Source organism: Klebsiella planticola, assembly GCF_000783935.2.
Lineage (GTDB): Bacteria > Pseudomonadota > Gammaproteobacteria > Enterobacterales > Enterobacteriaceae > Klebsiella > Klebsiella planticola.
Genome location: NZ_CP026047.1, coordinates 3,066,687 through 3,090,762, shown reverse-complemented (window position 1 = coordinate 3,090,762; position 24,076 = coordinate 3,066,687). Strand labels below are relative to the sequence as shown.

Annotated in this window: 21 protein-coding genes; 13 read left to right on the top strand and 8 right to left on the bottom strand. The window is 57.0% G+C overall.

Annotated features, from left to right (window positions below):
• Positions 1–6: 6 nt before the first annotated feature.
• From MC50_RS14980 to MC50_RS14950, 7 genes are all read left to right on the top strand, one after another.
• The gene (locus MC50_RS14980; RefSeq protein WP_032696481.1) at positions 7–1,113 is read left to right on the top strand and encodes a branched-chain amino acid ABC transporter permease; all 1,107 of its coding nucleotides are present in this window, start codon (positions 7–9) and stop codon (positions 1,111–1,113) included.
• Positions 1,110–1,877 carry an ABC transporter ATP-binding protein gene (locus tag MC50_RS14975; RefSeq protein ID WP_047664278.1) on the top strand — a complete coding sequence of 256 codons (768 nt, stop codon included), beginning with the start codon at positions 1,110–1,112 and terminating at the stop codon, positions 1,875–1,877. Before MC50_RS14980 ends, MC50_RS14975 begins: the two co-directional genes overlap by 4 nt.
• A complete protein-coding gene (locus MC50_RS14970) occupies positions 1,870–2,589 on the top strand; it encodes an ABC transporter ATP-binding protein (protein WP_032700631.1) in 720 nt (239 codons plus the stop codon). The genes MC50_RS14975 and MC50_RS14970 overlap by 8 nt, the downstream gene beginning before the upstream one ends.
• 25 nt (positions 2,590–2,614) lie before the next feature.
• Positions 2,615–3,772 (top strand): branched-chain amino acid ABC transporter substrate-binding protein, encoded by a 1,158-nt coding sequence (locus tag MC50_RS14965; RefSeq protein WP_032689101.1) that lies wholly within the window; start codon positions 2,615–2,617, stop codon positions 3,770–3,772.
• A gap of 17 nt (positions 3,773–3,789) precedes the next feature.
• Complete coding sequence (locus tag MC50_RS14960; RefSeq protein ID WP_032689103.1) at positions 3,790–4,272, top strand: L-2-amino-thiazoline-4-carboxylic acid hydrolase; 483 nt, start codon at positions 3,790–3,792, stop codon at positions 4,270–4,272.
• The gene (locus tag MC50_RS14955) at positions 4,269–5,495 is read left to right on the top strand and encodes a Zn-dependent hydrolase (protein WP_047664275.1); all 1,227 of its coding nucleotides are present in this window, start codon (positions 4,269–4,271) and stop codon (positions 5,493–5,495) included. Before MC50_RS14960 ends, MC50_RS14955 begins: the two co-directional genes overlap by 4 nt.
• Before the next feature lie 309 nt (positions 5,496–5,804).
• Positions 5,805–6,473 carry a hypothetical protein gene (locus MC50_RS14950; RefSeq protein ID WP_047665476.1) on the top strand — a complete coding sequence of 223 codons (669 nt, stop codon included), beginning with the start codon at positions 5,805–5,807 and terminating at the stop codon, positions 6,471–6,473.
• Positions 6,474–6,574: 101 nt separating this feature from the next.
• On the opposite strand, the gene MC50_RS14945 is transcribed toward MC50_RS14950, so the two are convergent.
• The 6 genes from MC50_RS14945 to MC50_RS14920 form a co-directional block, all read right to left on the bottom strand.
• Positions 6,575–7,597: an ABC transporter permease gene (locus MC50_RS14945; RefSeq protein ID WP_172619965.1), complete on the bottom strand. Its 1,023-nt coding sequence runs from the start codon at positions 7,595–7,597 to the stop codon at positions 6,575–6,577.
• Positions 7,598–7,616: 19 nt separating this feature from the next.
• Complete coding sequence (locus MC50_RS14940) at positions 7,617–9,101, bottom strand: sugar ABC transporter ATP-binding protein (protein WP_032689108.1); 1,485 nt, start codon at positions 9,099–9,101, stop codon at positions 7,617–7,619.
• A gap of 33 nt (positions 9,102–9,134) precedes the next feature.
• Positions 9,135–10,058: a sugar ABC transporter substrate-binding protein gene (locus tag MC50_RS14935; RefSeq protein WP_004858977.1), complete on the bottom strand. Its 924-nt coding sequence runs from the start codon at positions 10,056–10,058 to the stop codon at positions 9,135–9,137.
• Positions 10,059–10,822: 764 nt separating this feature from the next.
• Positions 10,823–11,236, bottom strand: coding sequence for a DNA breaking-rejoining protein (locus MC50_RS14930; protein WP_032689111.1), 414 nt, complete (start codon positions 11,234–11,236; stop codon positions 10,823–10,825).
• 62 nt (positions 11,237–11,298) lie between these two features.
• Positions 11,299–12,258, bottom strand: a complete 960-nt coding sequence (locus MC50_RS14925; RefSeq protein ID WP_032696486.1) for a LysR substrate-binding domain-containing protein — start codon at positions 12,256–12,258, stop codon at positions 11,299–11,301.
• 156 nt (positions 12,259–12,414) lie between these two features.
• Positions 12,415–12,909: a DUF1097 domain-containing protein gene (locus MC50_RS14920; RefSeq protein ID WP_032689114.1), complete on the bottom strand. Its 495-nt coding sequence runs from the start codon at positions 12,907–12,909 to the stop codon at positions 12,415–12,417.
• 257 nt (positions 12,910–13,166) lie between these two features.
• Here MC50_RS14920 and MC50_RS14915 point away from each other — a divergent pair, with 257 nt between their 5' ends.
• The 6 genes from MC50_RS14915 to MC50_RS14890 all read left to right on the top strand — a co-directional run bounded on the left by MC50_RS14915 (position 13,167) and on the right by MC50_RS14890 (position 20,101).
• Positions 13,167–13,772, top strand: a complete 606-nt coding sequence (locus MC50_RS14915; RefSeq protein WP_032700633.1) for an ankyrin repeat domain-containing protein — start codon at positions 13,167–13,169, stop codon at positions 13,770–13,772.
• A gap of 39 nt (positions 13,773–13,811) precedes the next feature.
• A complete protein-coding gene (locus tag MC50_RS14910; protein ID WP_032689117.1) occupies positions 13,812–14,675 on the top strand; it encodes a DUF2877 domain-containing protein in 864 nt (287 codons plus the stop codon).
• Positions 14,665–16,212, top strand: coding sequence for an acyl-CoA synthetase FdrA (gene fdrA, locus MC50_RS14905; protein WP_047664272.1), 1,548 nt, complete (start codon positions 14,665–14,667; stop codon positions 16,210–16,212). Before MC50_RS14910 ends, fdrA begins: the two co-directional genes overlap by 11 nt.
• The gene (locus tag MC50_RS14900; protein ID WP_047664270.1) at positions 16,212–17,630 is read left to right on the top strand and encodes a YlbE family protein; all 1,419 of its coding nucleotides are present in this window, start codon (positions 16,212–16,214) and stop codon (positions 17,628–17,630) included. The genes fdrA and MC50_RS14900 overlap by 1 nt, the downstream gene beginning before the upstream one ends.
• A 100-nt stretch (positions 17,631–17,730) precedes the next feature.
• Complete coding sequence (locus MC50_RS14895) at positions 17,731–18,681, top strand: carbamate kinase family protein (RefSeq protein ID WP_032696491.1); 951 nt, start codon at positions 17,731–17,733, stop codon at positions 18,679–18,681.
• 31 nt (positions 18,682–18,712) lie between these two features.
• The gene (locus MC50_RS14890; RefSeq protein WP_047664267.1) at positions 18,713–20,101 is read left to right on the top strand and encodes an amidohydrolase family protein; all 1,389 of its coding nucleotides are present in this window, start codon (positions 18,713–18,715) and stop codon (positions 20,099–20,101) included.
• A gap of 622 nt (positions 20,102–20,723) precedes the next feature.
• Here MC50_RS14890 and lysS read toward each other — a convergent pair.
• On the bottom strand, positions 20,724–22,241 hold the full coding sequence (lysS, locus tag MC50_RS14885; protein WP_032696493.1) for a lysine--tRNA ligase: 1,518 nt from the start codon (positions 22,239–22,241) through the stop codon (positions 20,724–20,726).
• 348 nt (positions 22,242–22,589) lie between these two features.
• The gene (gene dtpD / locus MC50_RS14880; protein ID WP_032689124.1) at positions 22,590–24,065 is read right to left on the bottom strand and encodes a dipeptide permease DtpD; all 1,476 of its coding nucleotides are present in this window, start codon (positions 24,063–24,065) and stop codon (positions 22,590–22,592) included.
• Between the last annotated feature and the right edge of the window lie 11 nt (positions 24,066–24,076).

Here is a 24,076-nt window from a genome sequence, read left to right as displayed (position 1 = left end):
AACATGATGACAACAGCACAACTCGATACGCCCGTCGTCTCCCGCCGCTTCTGGTCCGGGATGACGCTGTTCGTCTGCGCACTGCTGGTAGCGCCGATGGTCGCCAGCCAGCTCGGCGGCAACTACTGGGTGCGGGTCATCGACTTCGCCCTGCTCTACATCATGCTGGCGCTGGGGCTGAATATCGTGGTCGGCTACACCGGTCTGCTGGATATGGGCTTTATCGCTTTTTACGCCGTCGGCGCGTATCTGGCGGCGCTTTTGGCCTCACCGCATCTGCTGGAGGTATTCCCGATTTTAAATAGCTGGTTCCCGGATGGCCTGCACACCTCATGGCTGGTGATTATTCCGCTCGCCGCGCTGGTGGCGGCGGGCTGCGGTATCGTACTGGGCGCGCCAACGCTGAAGCTGCGCGGCGACTATCTGGCGATTGTCACTCTCGGGTTCGGCGAAATTATCCGCATCCTGATGCGTAACCTCGACCGTCCGGTCAACATCACCAACGGCGCAAAAGGCATTTCCGGGGTCGATTCGCTGAATCTGTTCGGGCTGAAATTTAGCGGCGTCTATCACTGGTTTGGTTTTAAAGTCCCGGCGCTGTGGCTGTGGTACTACCTGCTGATGCTGGTGATTGTGGCGATTATTTTCGTCTGCCTGCGGCTACAACATTCACGCATTGGCCGGGCCTGGCACGCCATCCGCGAGGACGAAGACGTCGCCCGCGCAATGGGCATCAACCTGCGTAACTACAAACTGCTGGCTTTCGCTATCGGCGCTTCATTCGGCGGCGTGGCGGGGGCGCTGTTCGGCGCATTTCAGGGCTTCGTTTCGCCGGAATCCTTCACGCTACAGGAGTCAATTGCGGTACTGGCGATGGTGGTGCTCGGTGGCATGGGCCATATCCCCGGGGTGATCCTCGGCGCGGTGCTGCTGACCGCGCTGCCGGAGCTGCTGCGCAGCCAGGCGGCGCCGCTGCAGCAGGCGCTGTTTGGCGAAGTGCTGATTGACCCGGAAGTGCTGCGCCAGCTGTTCTACGGCCTGGCGCTGGTGCTGGTCATGCTGCTGCGCCCTCAGGGTATCTGGCCCGCACGTCATCAGGGAGTCAAAGCATGAGCCTGTTAAGCGTACGCCACATGTCAAAGCGCTTTGGCGGCCTGACGGCGGTCGATAACGTCTCGCTGACCATTAACGAAGGTGAAATCTATGGCCTGATCGGCCCTAACGGCGCGGGGAAAACCACCTGCTTTAACCTGATTACCGGGCTTTACCCGGCGGACAGCGGCGAGTTCGCTATCGCCGGCCAGCCCTATTTCCCGAAAAATATCGAGAAGGTCACCGCCGCCGGCATCGCCCGTACCTTCCAGAACGTGCGGCTGTTTAATGACATGTCGGTGCTGGAGAACGTGATGGTCGGCCGCCACGTACGCACCCGCAACGGTCTGTGGGCCGCGCTTACCCGGCATAAACGCGCCCGCGCCGAAGAGGCGCAGACCTGCGAGCTGGCGTGGCACTGGCTGGACTATACCGGCATTGCGCAGTTCGCCCACTACCGCGCCTGCGACCTCGCGTACGGCCACCAGCGGCGGCTGGAGATTGCCCGCGCGCTGGCTACCGATCCGCGCCTGCTGGCGCTGGATGAACCGGCGGCCGGGATGAACGCCGCCGAGAAGATGGCCCTTGGCGAACTGCTGCTGCGCATTCGCGATGATGGCAAGACGCTGCTGATGATTGAGCACGACGTCAAGCTGGTGATGGGGATCTGCGATCGCCTGATGGTGCTGGATTACGGCAAAACATTAACCAGCGGCACGCCGGAAACCGTACGCCGCGATCCGGCGGTGATCGCCGCCTGGCTGGGAGGAAACACCCATGTCTGATCTGTTAACCGTGACCGGCCTCAGCGTGCACTACGGCGGCATCCAGGCGGTACGCGACGTCTCATTCAGCGTGCAAGCGGGTGAGCAGGCGACTTTGATCGGCGCCAACGGCGCAGGCAAAAGCTCCACCGTCCGCGCCATTACCGGGCTGGAACCCTTTAGCGGCGAGATTCTTTTCAACGGTAAAGCGGTACGTCGACGCAAAGCGGAGTCGCTGCTGCGCGAAGGGCTGGTGATGGTACCGGAAGGCCGCGGCATCTTTACCCGCATGACGGTACTGGAAAACCTGCAGATGGGCGCCTGGCTGCGTCGCGATAGCGCGGCGGTCCGGCAGGAGATGGCGGAAATCTTCGCCAACTTCCCGCGCCTGGCGGAACGGCAGCATCAGCTGGCCGGGCTGCTCTCCGGCGGCGAACAGCAGCTGCTGGCGCTGAACCGCGCCCTCCTCAGCCAGCCGCGCCTGCTGATCCTCGACGAGCCCTCGATGGGCCTGGCGCCGCTAATGGTCGAGAACGTTTTTCGCGTGATCGCCACGCTCCGTCAGCGCGGCGTGGCGCTGCTGCTGATTGAGCAGAACGCGCGCCTGGCGCTGGAGGCCACCGACAGCGCGTGGGTGATGGACAGCGGCAGTATTGTGGAACGTGGCGCCTCGCAGGCGCTGCTGGCCGACGACCGTATCGCACAGATTTATTTGGGCGAAGTGCCCGCTTAACACTAACCAGCATCAGGGAAAAACAATGAAAACAGTCAAAATCAGTGCCCTCAGCGCCGCTATTGTGCTCAGCGGCTTTGCCTCATCCGCCGCATGGTCTGCAGCCAGCGAAACCGTGATTATCGGCCTGGCGGGTCCGCTGACCGGCCCTTCTGCGCGTATCGGCAAGGACCTCGAAAACGGCGCGCAGCTGGCGATTGACGATATCAACAAGCAGCACCCGACCATCGGCGGCAAGGCGGTAACCTTTAAGCTGCAATCGGAAGACGACCAGTCCGACCCGCGTACCGCCGTTGCCGTCGCTCAGCGTCTGGTGGATAGCGGCGTCGCCGGCGTCGTCGGCCACTGGAACACCGGCACCAGCATTCCCGCAGCACGGGTTTACCACGATGCGGGCATCGCCCAGGTCGCGCCGGTCGCCACCGGGCACGCCTATACCAGACAGGGCTTCGACACCAGCTTCCGCGTGATGGGCCACGACGATGACGGCGGCCAGTTTGCCGGACAGTATGCGGTACAAACCCTGAAAGCGAAACGCATCGCGGTTATCGATGACCGTACCGCCTTTGGTCAGGGGCTGGCGGACGAGTTTATTAAGTCGCTGGACGCACAGGGGATCAAAATCGTCGACCGCCAGTACGTCGATGATAAAACCGTCGACTTCAGCGCCGTGCTGACCGCGATCCGCAGTAAAAACGCCGATCTGATTTTCTTCGGCGGCGTCGATAGCCAGGCCGCCCCGCTGGCGCGGCGCATCAAACAGCTGGGCATGAACGCCACCCTGATGGGCGCAGGCGGTTTTGTCAGCCAGACCTTCCTGCAGCTGGCGCAGAAAGAGGGTAACGGCGTGGTGGCGCTGGAGCCGGGACTGCCGGTCGAACAGATGCCGGGCGGTAAAGCCTTTGAGCAGGCCTACCAGGCGCGCTATCACACCCATATCGAGCTGCATGCCCCGTTCGCCTATGACGCTACCCGCGTGCTGGTGGCGGCGATGGAAAAAGCTGACTCCGTCGATCCGGCCGACTATCTGCCCGCCCTGCGCGCCATTAACTACGCCGGCGTCACCGGACAAATCGCCTTTGATAAAGAGGGCAACCTGAAATCGCCAACCTTTACCGTTTACAAAGTCGTCGACGGCAAATGGCAGCCGCAAACCGTACTCGGCGGCGCAACAACGAAGTAACGCAGTGAGGCAATGTGATGAGTGATAATAATGAGCTGGGCATTCTCGCCCGCCGCAAAATTGAAGCCGAAATTATTAAGCCGATTTATGACATCCTGGTGCGCGAAATAGGTAAAGCTCGCGCCCAGGCGGTCATCGGCGAAGCCATTGAAAACGCTGCGATTGAGGCGGGAAAAGCCTTTGCCAGCAAGGAGCCGGACGGCGCGAACATCCAGAGCTTCGTCGCCCTGCAATACCTGTGGGAAAAAGATAACGCCCTCGAGGTCAAGGTGCTGGACGCCGATGACCAGCAGTATAACTACAACGTCAACCGCTGCCGCTACGCCGAGATGTACCACGAAATGGGCCTCGGCGAAATTGGCCACCTGCTCTCCTGCGCCCGCGACGACAAGTTTATCGTCGGCTACGCGCCGGAGGTAGAGCTGACCCGCACCACCACTATTATGGAGGGCGGAAAGTGCTGCGACTTCCGCTATCGCGTGAAGAAGGACAAGTCATGATAGCCATCAACGCTGAACGTCTGTGGTCAACTCTTAACGAGATGGCGAGGATAGGGGCAACGCCGGCCGGCGGTGTCACCCGCCTGACGCTGAGCGACGAGGACCGCCAGGCGCGCGACCTGCTGCGCCAGTGGGCGCAGGAAGCCGGTTTTCCCTGCGAAGTCGATAGCATGGGCAATATGTTTATCCGCCGCGCCGGAAAAAATCCGCAGCTGGCCCCGGTATTGACCGGTTCGCACGTCGATTCTCAGCCGCTCGGCGGCCGCTATGACGGGATTTACGGCGTGCTCGCCGGGCTGGAGGCGCTACGCACGCTGAATGAACGCGGCATTGAGACCGAGCGCGATATCGTGCTGGTCAACTGGACCAATGAAGAGGGGGCGCGCTTCGCCCCGGCGATGCTGGCATCCGGCGTGTGGGCCGGGCAGTTCAGCGAAGCTTTCGCGCTGACCCGCGAAGATCGCGACGGCATCAGCGTCGGCGCGGCGCTGGAGGCCATCGGCTACCGCGGCGATCGTCCGACGGCCGCATTCCCGGTTCATGCCTGTTATGAGGTCCATATCGAACAGGGGCCGATTCTGGAAGAAGAAGGGATTGATATCGGCCTCGTCCACGCGGCAATGGGCCAGCGCTGGTTCAACGTCGCGCTGGAGGGTTTTTCCGCCCACGCAGGCACCACGCCGATGGGCAGCCGTCGCGATGCGTTGACCGCTTTCGCCGAACTGGCGCTGGCGGTGGAGCAAATCGGCATCGCTCATCATCCCGACGGACGGGCGACCATCGGCATGGTGCAGGTGATACCGGGATCGCGCAACGTGGTGCCGGGTCGCGTCGAATGCAGCGTGGAATTCCGCCATCCGCAGAGCAGCGCGCTGGAGGCGATGGAGCAGGCATTGCATCGCGCCGCGGCCGAACTGGCCGGGCGCGGCGTCCCGGCCGAAGTTGAACGGATTTTTGACTACGCCCCGATCGCTTTCGACGCGCAGTGTCTGACGCGCAGCAAGCGGGCGGTTCAGACGCTCGGCTACAGCGCCAGACGCATGGTCTCCGGCGCCGGGCATGATACCTGCTATATCAGCAAAGTCGCGCCCGCCAGCATGATTTTCATCCCCTGCGAGAAGGGAATTAGCCATAACGAGGCGGAGAATATTCTGCCCACCTGGGCAGAAAAAGGGGCGAACGTGCTGCTGCATAGCGTACTGCTCGCCGCCGGAGAAAAGTAAGCGCCCTTCTGTCGGTCGTTCTGGCGCCGCGCGGCGCCAGAACGACCGCTCACCGCCGTAACGGTCTGCCTGCCCCCTCCCGGAAAAGAGGGAACAACAGGAATAAACAAATTAAAACAATATCTTACACTATTTAACCGCGCGGACAAAAAGCCATTTTCTTCTGGATTATCTGCTAAAATCAGCCAACAGATCGCATACAGCAGGCAAATATGCGGACATAACGGCATCGAATTCCGTTATATTTCAGTTCAATTCCACTCAATGATTTTCGAATCGCTTCTTTTTACTGCTGACGCCAGGGGACGTGTGAAAACGAAAAAGAGATCCTCAGCATCGTCTAATATTCTCCGCTATATCTGGGGATCCGCGCTGGCGACGATTTTTTTAACCACCATTCTCTCCTTCTGGCTGCTTTCCGGCTCATGGGAAACGTGGAAAAGCGCGTATAACAATGTTATCCAGTTCGATATTTTCTACCGGGTACTACAGGTCTCTAATGACCTGGCCGGTGAGCGCGCCTTCGTTAACGAGCTGATATTAAGTTCACCTGAGGATAAAGAGTCGCGCTGGCAGGTGCTGGTCGCTCATCGCGACATCACCGATCGTGACATGCAGAAGATCCCGAAAAACCTACTCTCTCCGGCGCTGATGAGCGAAATGATGCAGCAGCTGGATCATTCCCGGCGCGTTGCCAACGGCTTTCGTACCGAGGTGCTGAGCGACCCGAAGCTCGCCGACCAGGCGATTCACGATATGGTGGTGGCAACGGATTTCTATCATAAAGCGCTGTTCAAGCGCACCAATGAGTTTCTGCTGCTGCAGCCCAGTGCGCTGGGGCCCATTCTGCGCGCGCTGGCGTTGGGCGAGTTGCGCGATGCTGCGGGCCGACTCGGTCCGCAGGTGCTGATTCCGCTGGCCACACACACGCCGATACCGCAAGCCAACCGGGAAGGATTGATTCGCGGTCTCTCCTGAGTTCACCGGCGCCAGCGTACCTTGCCATTTTCATCATGCCTGTCGTTTAACAGCGCGAAGAGATAACCCTGATATCGCTTCAGGGTTATCTCTTCATTCGCTTAGTGCTTCTTACGGTTACGGCGCATGTCTATCGTCACCGCCGCAACAATAATAATCCCTTTGATAATATCCTGAACGTAAGCATCGACGCCGACGAAGGTGAAGCCGCTTTTGATTAAGCCGAGGATCATCGCACCAATCAGGGTGCCGGTGATGCGGCCGACGCCGCCCATCAGGCTGCTGCCGCCGATAACGGCCGCTGCGATAGCGTCCAGTTCGTAGGACATCCCCATACTGGACTGCCCGCTGCTGACGCGCGCCGCCAGCACAACCCCGGCCAGCCCCGACAGCGCGCCGGCGATGGTGTAGACGATAACCAGATACTTATTCACATTGATGCCGGACACTTTTGCCGAGGTCATGTTGCCGCCGATGGCGTAAACATATTTCCCGTAGCGAGTGTGTTTCAGCGCAATGTGAAACAGAGCGGCAATCACGAAGAAAATAATCACCGGCATCGCCCCCTGACCAATCGACGTAAAGCTGTCGGACAAGAAGCTGATGGGATTTCCCTGGGTGTAATATTGCGCCAGGCCGCGGGCGGAGACCATCATCCCGAGGGTGGCGATAAACGGCGGGATCCCGGTACGGGTGACCAAAAAGCCGTTGGTTAATCCGCAGATCAGCCCGACGCCAATTCCGGCGCAAATGGGAATGACCGCCGGCAGGTTAACCAGCGACGGGAACATCGGCGACAGGCTATCCGAGGTTTGCGCCAGGCTTGCCGCTACCACCGCGGCAAGGGCAATGACCGATCCGGAGGAGAGGTCAATCCCGGTGGTGATAATGACCTGCGTGACGCCGACGGCGATAATCCCGATAATGGCGACCTGCAGGACAATCAACACCAGGCGGTTAGTGTTCATCAGGAAAGACTGGTCGCGGACAAACCAGCCGGCAATTTCAAATGTCAGGGCGATGACCACCATAACAATAAAGATACCGGTATCTTTCGGTAATTTATGCCGTAAATTACCGAAGAAAGAGGATCGCTCATTTGCAGCTGTTGCGGTCAGTTTCATATTGCTCATTCTCTACACCTCAGTGGGATGCCAACGACAAAATGGTTTCCTGATCGGCCTCGTCTTTGTCGAGGATGCCGGTAATACGTCCTTCGTGCATGACCATAACGCGATCGCTCATGCCCAGAATTTCCGGCAGTTCAGAAGAGACCATAATCACTGCGACGCCACGGTTCGCCAGTTCGCTAATCAGATGATAAATTTCAGCCTTCGCCCCCACGTCAATCCCGCGAGTTGGTTCATCAAGAATTAATATTTTGGGCTGCGCTAAAAGCCAGCGGGCAATTAAGACCTTTTGCTGATTACCGCCGCTCAGGTTATTAATAATCTGATCCATGGTCGGGGTTTTAATATTCAGACGCCGGATCTGTTCCATACAGTCTTCCGCCATCTTCATATGTTTGACAAACCCGCTCTTGCCGATATATTCCGGCATATTGACGATGCTCATGTTTTCCATCACCGAAAGCACGAGGAACAGTCCGGACTTTTTGCGGTCTTCGGTCAGCAGCGCCATCCCTTTTTCGATGGCCACGGAAGGCGAGTCGATCGTCACCGGCTGGCCGTCAATCAGGACTTCGCCACTGTCAAAGCGCTCCATCCCAAACAGGCTCTCCATCACTTCGCTGCGCCCGGCGCCGACCAGGCCCGCAACGCCGAGAATTTCACCGCGACGGACGCTGAAATTCACCTCCTCGAAATAGCCTTTGCGCGACAGATTGCGGACCGTCAATACCTCTTCGCCAATCGTATTATTGAATTTCGGGAACAGCTGAGTTAATTCGCGGCCCACCATCTGGGTAATAAGCGACTGACGAGTAAATTCGCCCGTCTGCCGACTGCCCACCCAGGTCCCGTCGCGAAAGACGCTAATTTCATCGGTAATCGCGAAAATCTCATCCATCTTGTGGCTGATATAAATAATGGCTTTACCCTGCTCGCGTAAATCGCGAATGATGGTGAACAGGTGAGCCACTTCACTTTCCGTCAGCGCCGAGGTGGGTTCATCCATAATGACAATATCCGCGTTCCACGATACCGCTTTGGCTATTTCCACCATTTGCTGGGCGGCAATGCTAAGATCGCCCACCAGGCGGTCGGCGGATAAACGGATATTCAGTTTATTGAGCAGTGTCTGAGTCTGGCGGGCCAACTGTCGATGGTCGACAAAGCCGTATTTCATCGGCTCGCGCCCCAGCCAGATATTTTCTGCCACCGTCATATGCGGCACCAGGTTCAGCTCCTGATGGATCATGGAGATCCCCGCGCGCAGCGCATCCATCGTATCCTGGAACTGCACCGGTTCGCCCTTCACCCGGATCGCGCCCTTATCGGGACGGTAAATCCCGATAAGGCACTTCATTAACGTCGACTTTCCCGCGCCATTTTCCCCCATCAGGGCGTGCACCGTCCCCGGGCGCACGCGTAATGAGACATTATCGAGCGCCTTCACGCCAGGAAAGAACTTACTGATACCTTCGGCTTCAAGTGCAAAAGCGTTCATACATCCCCCTCCGTACCGCTGAGCCAGAAATGATTATTTTTGATTACGGCTGACAAATTCAGACATATTCTCTTTGGTAATCAGCTGGTAAGGGACATCGATGACTTTTTCGACTTTTTCCCCGTTAGCCAGTTTGACGGCCGCATCCACCGCCCCTTCCCCCTGCCCTTTAGCATCCTGGAAAATGGTGGCGATCATCTTGCCGTTTTTCAGCATCTGCAGAGCGTCAGGGGTCCCATCGACACCGGCAATCAGAATGTGCTTCGGGTTGCTTCCCAGCGCCTGCAGCGCGCCAATCGCCATTTCATCGTTATTGGAGGCGATCGCCTGAATATCTTCCCCGCTGGTCATCCAGTTACTCACCACATCCACGGCATCGTTACGCATGAATTTCGCCGTCTGCTTCTGGACGATCTTGATATCCGGGTATTTCGCGACGACTTCTTCCACGCCTTTGGTGCGATCGCGGGTTGACTCGTTCGCCAGGTCACCCAGCAGAATCGCCACGTTGCCTTTGCCGTTCATCGCCTTCGCCAGCGCTTCCATCTGCAGACGGCCGGCCAGTACCGAATCCGAACCAACGTAGGCCATTTTGTCGGTCAGCGTAATCTGCGGGCGGCGGTTCACGAAGACCAGCGGAATACCGGCTTTGGTCGCCTGATCGATAATCGGCTTCACGGCATTGGTATCGACCGGGTTGACGATGATGGCATCGACGCCCTGACCAATAAAGTTTTGCACCTGCTGCAGCTGCTGCGCGACATCACCCTTGGCATCCTCAACCTGCGATTTCACCCCCTCTTTTTGCATCTCTTTTTGCATGGCGGTACGCAGGATAGTCAGGAAGTTGTCGTCGAAAAGCGCCATGGAAACGCCGACGGAGAGATCTTTTGCCATCACCGCAGCGGGCAACATACAGACTAACAAAGAGGCAACAATCGTTTTCTTGATGTTCATAGTTGTTCCTTGGGGTTCAGTGATATGCCAGTTCATTGAGATGAAATGAAAAATTCATTTCGTAAATGCGTCTTGCTGCTAGCTGCCGGATCGCCGGCCAAAAGTCTCGCTTCTGACCGCGCTGTTTTTGCACATGTTTAGCAAAACCACCTAATCCAGTGGTTTTTTAGTGAATTATTAAAACGGCAGTTCATAAATCATACGATTTATCACCCGGTCAATTTCAGACGTTTTGTTTCATTAACAACTCATATGAAACTTTTATAATTAAATAACTGAAATGAAAATTTTAAAACCACCTGGTAACAGAACTTTGACAGATCTCTAACATTGCGGCATAAACGCGCAAAAAATGAGAGGCGCTCAGCAGTTTGCAGACAAGTCACCGGCCTGACGCTGGCAATCCGCCAGAGAAGATTTTCCGCCTTAAAAAGAGGGGGATTTGAAACGTCAGCGGCATTTTCCGACGTCTGAGATCGCGCGAGCGCTTGTTATTGCCCATGGTCGCGGCATGACGGGGGCGATAAAAGAGGCGCTAAAGGCCCGCCCGCAGAGGATGAAATATATTGCGGGCACGGGGCAGCATGGCGGGTGGATGACCAAAATCACATCCAGCACGATCGGATGAGGGGTGTTGATGGGGAGATGGTTGAAACCGGGTCATTGCACTCGGCCCCGGCCACCAAAACGCAAAATAGTGACAAAGGCCGCCCCTCACGTGGCCGCAGCATAACGTGAGAACGGCGGCTCTATACAGGCAAAAGCTAGTCCGTGACTTTCAAAGCCAGCTCATAGGCACTGGTTTTTCCTTCATCGCGCGCGCCGCCCATCTGATACACGCGGACGGTATATTTTCCGTTGGTTGCCAGGCGCTGCTCAAAAGCACCTTCTGTCATCGAGCCATTAAAAATGGTTTCGTTCGCGGGGTTGATCACGTTGAAATAAGGATGAGGCCATTTGCTCTTCAGGGTGACGTGCATTAGCTGACCCGCTTTTGCCACCAGCGTGTAATCTTTCACATCGGCGCCGCTCAGGGCATTTGTAATGGTGGTTCCGCTGGTGCCTTTATCGAAATGAACCGGGATCGTGTTTATCTTATAACCCGCCATGACAGATAATGGTGCCAGTAAACAACCTGCACAGATCAAGCTACCAACAATTAACTTTAAATTTTTCATTTAATTAACACCTTATGTTTTTATATCTGGTGTTATAGCACATAAGGTATTCCAGAAAAATTTCAGGAAATAGATTGAAACGATTTCACCGTCATCTCGCGGTGCAGTAAATCACTATAGATAGCGGTTAATATCCCACCGGGGCGAAACTCTTTTTTTATCCACTGCGTCACCTGTCCACTGGCCGCGTGCTGGGTCGCCAGCAGCATTCCTGAATCCTGGCGAGGGTTATGAATCTGGCGGGTAATCAGCCGGTTTTCCGCCATGGCCTCACGAACCATATAATCCGGCAGAAAACCAATGCCTTCACCGAGGATCTGGCACTGGCATTTGGTATTAAAGTCCGGCACCAGAATCGCCTCCTGCCCGTGCAGTAACCAACCCACTTTCTTATTAATCGTGCTGGCGGTGTCCTCCACCATAATATTGGGGTAAAGCCGTAGCTGGCTTTCTGCTATCGGTTCCGGCATAAACGCCAGCGGATGATCCGGAGCAATGGCGAAGACCCAACGAATGGCGCCAATTTCAGTGTAGTCAATGCCGCCACCGTCGAGCAGCGTATCCGGTGCGCCAATCGCGATATTAGCCTGCTGATTAATCATCGAATCCCAGACGCCGTTATACACCTCCGTGGTAACGGTAATTTGGCAGGTTGGAAACTGTTTTTTGAGCACCTGCAACAGACGCGCCGTATGTCGCGGCGTATAAAGCAGCTGGTTGATGCAGATACGGACCCGGGCCTCAATGCCCTGGGCGATGGTATCGATGCTGCGCTTGATGGCGTGGAAATCATTGAGTAAATCCGTGGCCTTACGGAAAAGATAGTAGCCGGACTCCGTCAGCTCGATGCTACGGGTATTGCGGGTAAACAGCACCACGTCCAGCCCCGTTTCCATGCGCTTGATGGTGTAGCTGATGGCTGATGTCGTTAGCCCCAGCTCGTCTGCAGCTTTGCTGAAACTACCAAAGCGCGCCGCCGTGGTAAACGCCAGCAGATTTTCTTCAGTAAAAATTGAGTTCATTCGCCCGCTCCTGCTTTCGTCAACCGCCCATTAGCCCTACCCTGCAATCGACTCTATTTCCTGTCCCTGTCATCGGGCAATCATTTTTGAATATCTTTTAACACCATGCGCAGGGTCCGCCCGCGCGGGCCGCGAAATTCTCCGCGGCGCCATGGTTCAACGCGGGCTTTTTGAGGTTGCCTCGCTCAGTTTTCGACCGGTATATTCGGAAATCAGCCCTACGCCGTTGCCGGCCAAAAAACCCAGCAGCGTCACCGGCCAGTTCATCCCGGAGGCGAAAAACAGCGTCATGCCAAGAAAACCGCCGGGAATAAACGCGGTGAGGGAAAAGCGCCCTTGCCAGACAATCACCGCGGAGAACGGCACCGTGGTGATAACGCTGGCCCAGAAGGATGACATTCCGGTGGCCGCAGTAAGTCCACCCGCAGCCATTGCCGCCAGAAATGCCCAGACGACGCCGGTGTAGTTAACAAAAAGACTCTTCACAAACCCCTCTTTACCGCCGCCTGCCGCATAAAAACTGCAAAAGGCGACAAAGCCGATCGTGCCCAGCAATCCCCAGCTCGGATCAAGCCCAACCTGCGAGGAGATCAGCTGCCAGATCCCGGCACAAAGGCCGACAGTAATCCCCGTTGCGGTGAGTCCGTTCATCTCTTCCCCCTCGTGATATTGGTCGTGGAAATGGGTTTCGTTCGGGAACTATATAGAAATAATCCCTTCTTGAATTACGGGAAATCGCCTGCAAGAAACAAACATTGCTCTGCCGCACAGTCTGCATCCATTATTAAAAAATATTCAACAATCAGTGGGGTTATCGCGAATAAAATTTAAGCGGGTTCTTTTATCTATTTTTGGTTGCTATGCTCAAGCCATCAAATAGTTTCAGCCGCAACAACAGGAGCAAGATGATGACCACGGAAAATATTAGTGCTGAATATCTTTTGGCCGCGGAGCAAGGTGACGTCGAACAATTAAAAGCCTGTTTAGCGCGCGGCGTCGATATTAATGTCAGCAATCGCCAGGGGCGAACCGCTATTACTCTGGCCAGCCTGAATAAACATTATGCCTGCGTTTCTGTACTCATTGCCGCTGGTGTCGATATTGATAAGCAGGACCAGACCTGTTTTAACCCGTTCTTACTGAGCTGCCTGAATAATGACGTCGAGCTGCTGCGCTTAATTTTGCCAGCTAAACCTGACCTTGCGCGTTTAAGCCGTTTCGGCGGCGTCGGTCTGACGCCGGCCTGCGAAAAAGGCCATCTTGAGATCGTTAAAATTCTGCTGACCGAAACCGATATTAACGTCAACCACACCAACTTTGTCGGCTGGACACCGCTGCTGGAAGCGATTGTCTTAAACGACGGCGGCGCAACGCAGCAAGCGATCGTTAAGCTGCTGCTGAACCACGGCGCCAATCCACATATGACCGATAAATATGGCAAATCGCCGCTGGAACTGGCATGGGATAAGGGCTTTGCTGAAATCGCCCACCTGCTGGTCGCCGCCGGTGCCTGAAGAAGGAGAATTGCCATCGACACCACCTCACGGCGGTGTGTGCAAGCGCTAACTGCGGATGAGAGCTTTCTCACTCAACGCGGCGGCGGACGGGTCGAGCAGGTCTTCTCGCGTGCGGTCAACCTGCTGATCCCCGATAAGCCAGGGCTCCTGACGCTGCTGTGCGCCGCATATGACAACGCGCCCAACAGCTGTAGGTTAGCACTCACCTACTTTGACAACCTGTTCCGGCCAGGGGAAAGCGTCCGGTTCACCGATTCAGGGATTTACATTGGCCATGATAAATGGATAGACATCCACCGCTGTGAGCGCTGGCAAATGCCAGGGGCCGTATTAAGCGCGGCAGCATTTACCCGGATAGCCTGGCGACGATGGCAAAACATTATCATTGAGCAACTGCATGAGGACGACACGTTATTTCTTTATCGCGGTGACAATCCGTTTTATAAAGCGATGGGGCGAGAATTACAGCATCGACGGGAAATATTATTTAATGCGCTTCGGCAAAATAAAAACATCAGTGCCGCCATTGCTAATATGCTCGGCCTGGGTATTGGCCTGACGCCCTCGGCGGATGATTACCTGGTAGGACTTAGCGTTATTTTATTTATTCATGGACACCCGGCCAATCAATACCGGAATGAATTTTTAGCGGCGCTGCAATGTGCCAGGCATAACACCACGCCGCTCAGCGCGATTACGCTGGAGGCAGCGATTAATCAGCGCTATCGCGAAAGTATCGCCGGGTTGATAAATATCATAATTAATCAACCCACAATCTTTTCTATTGAGGCAATTGCCGATATTAAAAATATTGGCTCAAGTTCCGGCAGCGACATGCTATTGGGCATGGCGGATGCCTGCGCGCTGAGCCAAACGTATGGAGGGAATTATGTCAGTTAAAATAGTCGTGAAGAAGAATACCTATTTTGATTCCGTTTCATTAATGTCGATATCCACCCGCGCCAATAAGATCGACGGCGTAGAGCAGGCATTTGTAGCGATGGCGACCGAAATGAACAAAGGGGTTCTGCATAACCTGGGACTGCTGACGCCGCAGCTGGAAGCGGCGAAAAACGGCGACCTGATGATCGTCATAAATGGCAAAGACGGCGCCGATAACGAGCAAATTCTGGCCGAGATCGAAGCGCTATTTAGCAAAAAAGCGGAAAGCGGCCAGCACGAAGCGCGCTATGCCACCCTCGCCAGCGCTAAAAAGCATCTTCCGGACAGCAATATGGCGGTTATCTCAGTCAACGGTCTGTTCGCCGCCCGCGAAGCACGACAGGCGTTACAAAGCGGCCTCAACGTGATGCTGTTTTCCGATAACGTCTCTCTCGAGGACGAACTGGCGCTGAAACAGCTGGCCCACGAGAAAGGTCTGCTGCTGATGGGGCCAGACTGCGGGACCGCCATCATTAACGGCACCGGTCTGTGCTTCGCGAATGCGGTACGTCGCGGCAACATTGGTATTATCGGCGCCTCTGGCACCGGTAGCCAGGAGCTGAGCGTGCGTATTCACGAGTTCGGCGGCGGCGTATCGCAGCTTATCGGTACCGGCGGTCGCGACCTGAGTGAAAAAATCGGCGGCATGATGATGCTCGATGCCCTTCAGATGCTGGAAGCGGATCCGCAAACGGAAATTATCGCCCTCGTCTCCAAGCCGCCTGCCCCGACAGTGGCGAAAAAAGTGCTGGAGCGCGCCCGCGCCTGCCGTAAACCGGTGGTCGTGTGCTTCCTGGGCCGCGCCGAACCAGCGGCCGACGAGCAAGGTCTGCAGTTTGCCCGCGGCACCAGAGCAGCGGCGCTGAAGGCGGTACTGCTGAGCGGCGTTAAGCAAGAAAATCTCGATTTACCCCCGCTGAACCCGGCATTGATTGCTGACGTGCGTGCGCAGCTCGCACCGCAGCAGAAATACATTCGCGGCCTGTTCTGCGGCGGTACTCTGTGCGACGAAACCATGTTCGCCGTCCTGGAAAAACACGCCGAAGTTTACAGCAACATTCAGCCGGATCCGGCTTATCGCCTGAGCGATATCAACCACAGCATCAAGCACACCTTCCTCGATTTCGGCGATGACGACTTCACCAATGGTAAGCCACACCCGATGATCGACCCCACCAACCGCATCAGCCGCCTGCTGCAGGAAGCGCGCGATCCTGAGGTTGCGGTGATCGTGATGGACTTCGTGCTGGGCTTTGGCTCGCACGACGATCCGGTCGGTTCGACGATCGAGGCGATCAAAGAGGCAAAAGCCATTGCCGCCGCCGATGGCCGTCAGCTGACGATCCTCGCTTACGTTTTAGGCACCGATATCGATACGCCATCACGGGAACAACAGCGCCTGATGCTTAGCGAGGCAGGCGTCATTCTGGCCAACAGCAGTACCGAGACCGGCCTGCTGGCACGTGAACTTATCTGCAAAGGGGAGAACGCCTGATGAATCAGTCACTATTCAGCCAGCCGCTGAACGTTATTAACGTCGGGATCGCGATGTTCAGCGATGATCTGAAAAAACAGCATACGGCGGTGACTCAGCTCGACTGGACGCCGCCAGGCCAGGGCAATATGCGGGTGGTCAATGCCCTCGACGCGCTTGCCGATTCAGCGCTGGCGGAAAAAATCGCCGCCGCCAACCAGCAGGCGCTGGAACGCATTATCCAGTCGCATCCGGTGCTGACGGGCTTCGACCAGGCCATCAACGTGGTGCCTGGAATGACGGCAAAAACCATTCTCCACGCCGGGCCGCCGGTCACGTGGGAAAAGATGTGCGGGGCGATGAAAGGTGCGGTCACCGGCGCGCTGGTATTTGAAGGGCTGGCAAAAGATCTTGCTGATGCCGCCGAACTGGCCGCTTCTGGTGAAATCACCTTCTCACCATGCCACGAGCATGACTGCGTCGGGTCCATGGCCGGCGTCACCTCCGCCTCCATGTTTATGCATATTGTCGAGAACAAAACCTACGGCAACATCGCTTATACCAACATGAGCGAGCAGATGGCGAAGATCCTGCGCATGGGGGCGAACGACCAGAGCGTTATCGACCGTCTGAACTGGATGCGTGACGTCCAGGGACCGATGCTGCGCGACGCCATGAAGGTGATTGGCGAAATCGATCTGCGCCTGATGCTGGCGCAGGCCCTGCATATGGGCGATGAGTGCCACAACCGCAACAATGCCGGTACCACACTACTGATCCAGGCGCTGACGCCGGGCATTATTCAGGCCGGCTATCCGGTCGAACAACAGCGTGAAGTCTTTGAGTTCGTCGCCAGCAGCGACTATTTCTCCGGCCCGACGTGGATGGCAATGTGTAAAGCCGCGATGGATGCCGCCCATGGCATTGAGTACAGCACCGTTGTTACCACCATGGCGCGTAATGGCGTCGAGTTCGGCCTGCGAGTCAGCGGCTTGCCGGGAGAGTGGTTCACCGGCCCGGCACAGCAGGTTATTGGCCCGATGTTTGCCGGTTATAAGCCGGAGGATTCCGGTCTCGATATCGGCGATAGCGCGATTACCGAAACTTACGGCATTGGCGGGTTCGCTATGGCAACGGCGCCGGCCATCGTCGCACTGGTTGGCGGAACGGTGGACGAGGCCATCGATTTCTCCCGCCAGATGCGGGAAATCACCCTCGGTGAAAACCCGAACGTCACTATCCCGCTGCTCGGGTTTATGGGGGTACCGACCGCTATCGATATTACCCGCGTCGGCAGCAGCGGTATCCTGCCGGTGATCAATACCGCCATCGCCCACAAAGATGCAGGCATCGGTATGATCGGCGCCGGCATCGTCCACCCGCCGTTTGCCTGCTTTGAAAAGGCGATTTTGCGCTGGGTCGAACGTTACGGCGCTTAACAAAATCCCCGGCCTGCGGCGAAAGCGCCCTGGCCGGGCTGCCCGTGCAATAAATCGGATAACAATAACTCCATTACCTTCTGTACCGGGAACCTACACGATGAAAGAACTTGTGGTCGTTGCCATTGGCGGCAACAGTATCATCAAAGATAACGCCAGCCAGTCAATTGAACATCAGGCTGAAGCGGTGAAGGCCGTGGCGGATACGGTGCTGGCCATGCTGGCGTCGGACTACAATCTTGTCCTGACCCACGGCAACGGGCCGCAGGTCGGGCTGGATTTACGCCGCGCTGAAATCGCTCATGAGTGCGAAGGTCTGCCGTTGACGCCGCTGGCCAACTGCGTTGCCGATACCCAGGGTGGAATCGGCTATCTGATTCAGCAGGCGTTAAATAACCGTCTGGCCCACCGCGGCGAACAAAAAGCGGTGACCGTCGTTACTCAGGTCGAAGTAGATAAAAATGACCCCGGCTTTACCCACCCGACGAAACCGATTGGCGCATTTTTTAGCGAAGCCCAGCGCGATGATCTCCGGCAGAGGCATCCGGACTGGCACTTTGTCGAAGATGCCGGGCGTGGCTATCGGCGGGTGGTCGCCTCGCCGGAGCCAAAGCGCATCGTGGAAGCCGAAGCTATTAAAGCGCTGACCCGGCAAGGGTTTGTGGTGATCGGCGCTGGCGGCGGCGGCATCCCGGTAGTCCGCAGCGCGCAGGGGGATTATCAGAGCGTTGATGCGGTGATTGATAAGGATCTCTCAACCGCGCTGCTGGCACGGGAGATTCACGCCGATATTCTGGCCATCACCACTGGCGTTGAAAAAGTGTGCATTCACTTTGGACAGCCTCAGCAGCAGGCGCTGGGGACGGTCAATATCAGCGACATGACCCGCTATATGCAGGAAGGCCACTTTCCGGCCGGCAGCATGTTGCCCAAAATTGTCGCCAGCCTCGCGTTTTTAAAGCACGGCGGCAAGCGGGTGATTATCACCACCCCAGAGTGCTTACCCGCAGCGCTACGCGGGGAGACCGGCACCCATCTTGTGCACGACTGAGCAAATAAAGAACAAAGAAAAAGGAAGATCCATGAATCAAGACAATAGCCGTCGCGAATTTCTCAGCCAGAGCGGAAAAATGGTCACCGCCGCCGCCCTGTTTGCCGCCGCCGCTCCCGTCGTTTACGCCGGCGAGCGCTCGATATCCACGACGTCCTGCGACAACCACAAGGTCATCAGCCCCGACGACACGCACTACTATCTCGATAATGTCCTGCTGGAAAGCGGCTTTGAGTATGAAAATGGCGTCGTGGTACACACTCGCACCGAGCGGCAAACCCTCGAGATTGCCGACGGTAAAATCATCGCGCTACACAACAATCAGAGCCACCCTGATGCCTCCCTGCCCCGCTATGATGCCGGCGGTAAGCTGATGCTCCCGGCGATGCGCGATATGCATATCCATCTGGATAAAACCTTTTACGGCGGCCCGTGGCGTTCACTCAACCGTCCGGCGGGCACCACGATTCAGGACATGATTAAGCTTGAGCAGAAGCTGCTGCCTGAGCTCCAGCCGTATACCCGCCAGCATGCCGAAAAACTGATCGACCTGCTCCAGTCAAAAGGGTCAACGATAGCCCGCAGTCACTGCAATATCGAACCCACCTCCGGGTTGAAAAACCTCGAAAATCTGCAGGCGGTCCTGGCGCACCGCCAGCCGGGTTTCGCGTGCGAGATTGTCGCTTTTCCGCAGCACGGACTCCTGCTCTCAAAATCAGAACCGCTGGTACGTGAAGCGATGCAGGCCGGCGCGCACTACGTCGGTGGTCTCGACCCGACTAACGTTGATGGAGCGATGGAGAAATCCCTCGATACCCTGTTTCAGATAGCGCTGGATTATAACAAAGGGGTCGATATTCACCTGCACGAAACCAGCCCAGCGGGCGTCGCGGCGATAAACTATATGGTGAAAACCGTAGAGAAAACCCCGGCGCTAAAAGGCAAGCTGACTATCAGCCACGCTTTTGCGCTGGCGACATTGAACGAACAGCAGGTTGATGCCATTGCCAGCCGCATGGCGGCCCAGCAAATCACCATCGCCTCCACCGTGCCGATCGGTACCTTGCACATGCCGCTGCAGCAGCTGCGGGATCAAGGGGTATTTGTAATGACCGGCACCGACAGTGTGATTGACCATTGGTCGCCATATGGCCTGGGCGACATGCTGGAAAAAGCCAATCTCTACGCCCAGCTCTATATCCGCCCCAACGAACAGACCCTTTCGCGTTCGCTGGCAATTGCCACCGGCAACGTACTGCCGCTCAACGATAAAGGCCAGCGCGTCTGGCCGAAAGAGCAGGATGAGGCCAGCTTTGTGCTGGTCGATGCCTCCTGCTCCGCCGAAGCGGTGGCACGCATTTCACCGCGTACCGCGACCTTCCACAAAGGCAAGATGGTGTGGGGCAGCGTCGGCGCCTGAGCATGAGATAATCCCCCCGGCAAAGCGGCGCTTTCGCCCGGCGGCGCTACGCTTGCACGGGCCTACAGGCCAAATGTGGTCGGTAAGCCGAATACGGTCGGTAGGCTGAATGTGGGCAATAGGCCGAATGTGGGCGGCAGGACGAATACGGTCAGCAGGCCGGGTAAGGAGCCGTGCTTTCGCCCGGCGGCGCTACGCTTGCACGGGCCTACAGGCCGAATGTGGGCGGCAGGACGAATACGGTCAGTCGGCCGGGTAAGGCGCCGTGCTTTCGCCCGGCGGCGCTACGCTTGCACGGGCCTACTGGCCAAATGTGGTCGGTAGGCCAAATGCGATCGGTAAGCCGAATACGGTCGGTAGGCTGAATGCAGGCAATAGGCCGAATGTGGGCGGCAGGACGAATACGGTCAGTAGGCCGGGTAAGGCGCAGTGCTTTCGCCCGGCGGCGCTACGCTTGCACGGGCCTACAGGCCGAATGTGGTCGGTAGGCCAAATGCGATCGGTAAGCCGAATACGGTCGGTAGGACGAATACGGTCAGTAGGCCGGGTAAGGCGCAGCCGCCACCCGGCAAATAAATGCAAAACCCCGACAAGCCGGGGTTTTGCATTTGACGAAGCGCGGTTATTTCTGCGGACGCATCGCCGGGAACAAGATCACGTCGCGAATGGTGTGGCTGTTGGTAAACAGCATCACCATCCGGTCAATCCCAATACCCAGACCGGCGGTCGGCGGCAGACCATATTCCAGCGCGGTGACGTAGTCTTCGTCGTAGAACATCGCTTCGTCATCCCCGGCGGCTTTCGCATTCACCTGGTCCTGGAAGCGCTGCGCCTGGTCTTCCGCGTCGTTCAGCTCGCTGAAGCCGTTACCGATTTCACGGCCGCCGATAAAGAACTCAAAGCGGTCGGTAATTTCCGGATTCACGTCATTACGGCGCGCCAGCGGAGAGACTTCCGCCGGATATTCGGTGATAAAGGTCGGCTGAATCAGGTGCGCTTCCGCCACTTCATCAAAGATTTCCGTGACGATACGACCCAGGCCCCAGCTCTTCTCAACGTGAATGCCGATGGACTCCGCAAGGGCTTTCGCTGCGTCGAAGTTATCGAGATCCGCCATCTCAGTCTGCGGACGGTATTTCTTGATAGCCTCACGCATGGTCAGCTTTTCAAACGGTTTGCCGAAGTCGAAGATCTGGTCGCCATATGGAACTTCCGTTTTACCCAACACGGTCTGCGCCAGGGTGCGGAACAGGGATTCGGTCAGTTCGATCAGATCCTTGTAATCCGCATACGCCATATAGAGTTCCATCATGGTGAACTCTGGGTTATGACGTACGGAGATGCCTTCATTACGGAAGTTACGGTTAATTTCGAACACACGTTCGAAGCCGCCCACAACCAGACGCTTCAGATACAGCTCCGGCGCGATACGCAGGTACATATCCATATCCAGCGCGTTGTGATGGGTGATGAACGGACGGGCAGACGCGCCGCCGGGGATCACCTGCATCATCGGGGTTTCGACTTCCATAAAGCCGCGGCCCACCATGAACTGGCGCATCGTCGCGAGGATCTGCGAACGGACTTTAAACGTGCGTCGGGATTCGTCATTGGCGATCAGATCCAGGTAGCGCTGACGGTAACGGACTTCCTGATCCTGCAGACCGTGGAATTTGTCCGGCAGCGGGCGCAGCGCTTTGGTCAGCAGACGCAGCTCAGTGCAGTGGATAGAAAGCTCGCCGGTTTGGGTTTTAAACAGCTTACCGCGGGCGGCAATAATGTCGCCAAGGTCCCACTTTTTAAACTGTTCGTTGTAGACGCCTTCCGGCAGATCGTCGCGCGCGACGTACAGCTGAATACGGCCGCCGACGTCCTGCAGAGTGACGAAAGAGGCTTTCCCCATGATGCGACGGGTCATCATACGACCAGCAACAGAGACTTCAACGTTCAAGGAGCTGAGTGTTTCATTATCCTTGTCATCGAATTCAGTGTGCAATTGGTCAGAGGTATGGTCACGACGAAAATCATTCGGGAACGGGATCCCCTGCTCACGAAGCTGAGCCAGCTTTTCACGACGGGCTTTCAGTTCATTATTAAGGTCAATTGCCTCATCGGCACTTTGTGCTTGTTGTTCAGACATGTTGGTTCCTCATAACCCTGCTTTCAAACTTGCTTCGGTAAATTGCGCCAGGCCACTATCCAGCGCAGCCTGGTCAGTGCGGGTCTCTACACCAGTGCGCGGCCGATCGTTGACGTTATCGCCAAAGACCGAACGATAGAATCTTAACTAACCTGACCTTACTTAAGGCTGATCTCACTCAGTAATAGCCAAACTAAAGTTTTTTTCATTGATGGCTTGCCATCTATCCAGAATATCCTCCTCCTGACAGCTAAACGATGCAAGGAGCAGACTGACGCCAGCTCCGGGAAATTCCCCGGTCGCGCTGCGCTGACCGGGACGATGGATTCGTACCGAGCCGGACGGGCGCTACGCGCCCCCTCCGGGGAGTTCACCGGTTGCGGCGCGGCGCTTGCCGACGCTGCAGGCGGCAGCGAAGGCCAGGATGACAATCACCGTTACGCAGCCCAGCGTCCACTCCCCCATCTGGGAGAAGAAATGCTGATACGCGGCGATTGCCGTTTCGCTGATCTGCGACTCGGTGGTCTGCTGCGCGACGATACCCGCCAGCCAGTTGGCCACCGCTCCGGTCGCCAGCATATAAATCCCGGTCAGCACCCCGGTCACGCCCGGCATATTCAGGCGAGTGATCTGCGCCATCGCCACCGGGTCGATAAACAGCTCGGCAAAGCCCATCAGCGCCAGTCCGCCGACCATCAGCCCCATCGAGGCCTGTCCATCGACGGCGCCATGACGTGCGTTCAGGGCCAGCACAATAAAGCCGCAGCCCATCAGCACCAGGCCAAAAGCAAATTTCAGCCAGACGCGAAGCACCGATCGCGTGCTGCCTTCCGGACGCATCAGCCAGGCCAGCGCCACGCCTGCCGCCATCACGGCGACGGCATTCACCGACTGGAAGAGAGCCGTCGGCACCTCAATGGTGAACAGCCGACGGTTAACAAAGCGATCGATAAACAGGCTGATAGAGCTGCCGCCCTGCTGCGCCAGAACCCAGAACAGCGTGCCGGTCAGCATCAGCAGTACGATTTGCCACAGCGCGCGACGGTGCTGCGGGGAGTTCACCATAATGCGCGCCACCATTTGGGCGGCGAAGACGCAGACAATAGCCAGCAGATAGCCCGACCAGTTGTTTTCCAGCAGTAGCGTGAAGAACACCGGCGCCACGCAGAGCATAACCACCAGCCAGCCCCAGGTCGGCAGCACAAATTTCACCGCGCACAGCGCCTGTTTGTCGACGCCGCGGGTGTGGCTGAAGTGGCGATGGCCGCTGAGGAAAATCAGCAGCCCGATAAACATGCCGATCCCCGCCAGCGCAAAACCGATATGCCAGCCATACCACTGCGCCGCCAGCCCGCAGGCGATGGGCGCCGCGATCGAGCCGACGTTCCCGGCGGCGTACAGCAGCGAGAAACCGCCGTCGCGGCGATGGTCGTCAACGGCGTAGAGCTCGCCCAGCAGGCAGCTGATGTTGGATTTGAACAGGCCGTAGCCGCAGATAATGATCGCCAGCGCGAGGTACAGACTCCAGGTTGCATCAGATTCAACGCCCAGCACGACGTGGCCGAGCGTCATCAACAGCGCGCCGGCAATGACCGCCGTGCGATTGCCGAGCAGGCGGTCGGCAAGCCAGCCGCCGAGAATGGGGGTAACGTACACCAGGGAAGCGTAAGCGCTGAACAGACTGATGGCGTGGCTGTCATCAAAGCCAAGCTGATGGGTGAGGTAGAGGATGAGTAAGGCACGCATGCCGTAAAAGCTGAAATATTCCCAGATTTGGATCGCTACGATGTAATAGATCGCGCGCGGTTGTGAGGGTGTTTTCATGAGGTCTCCTG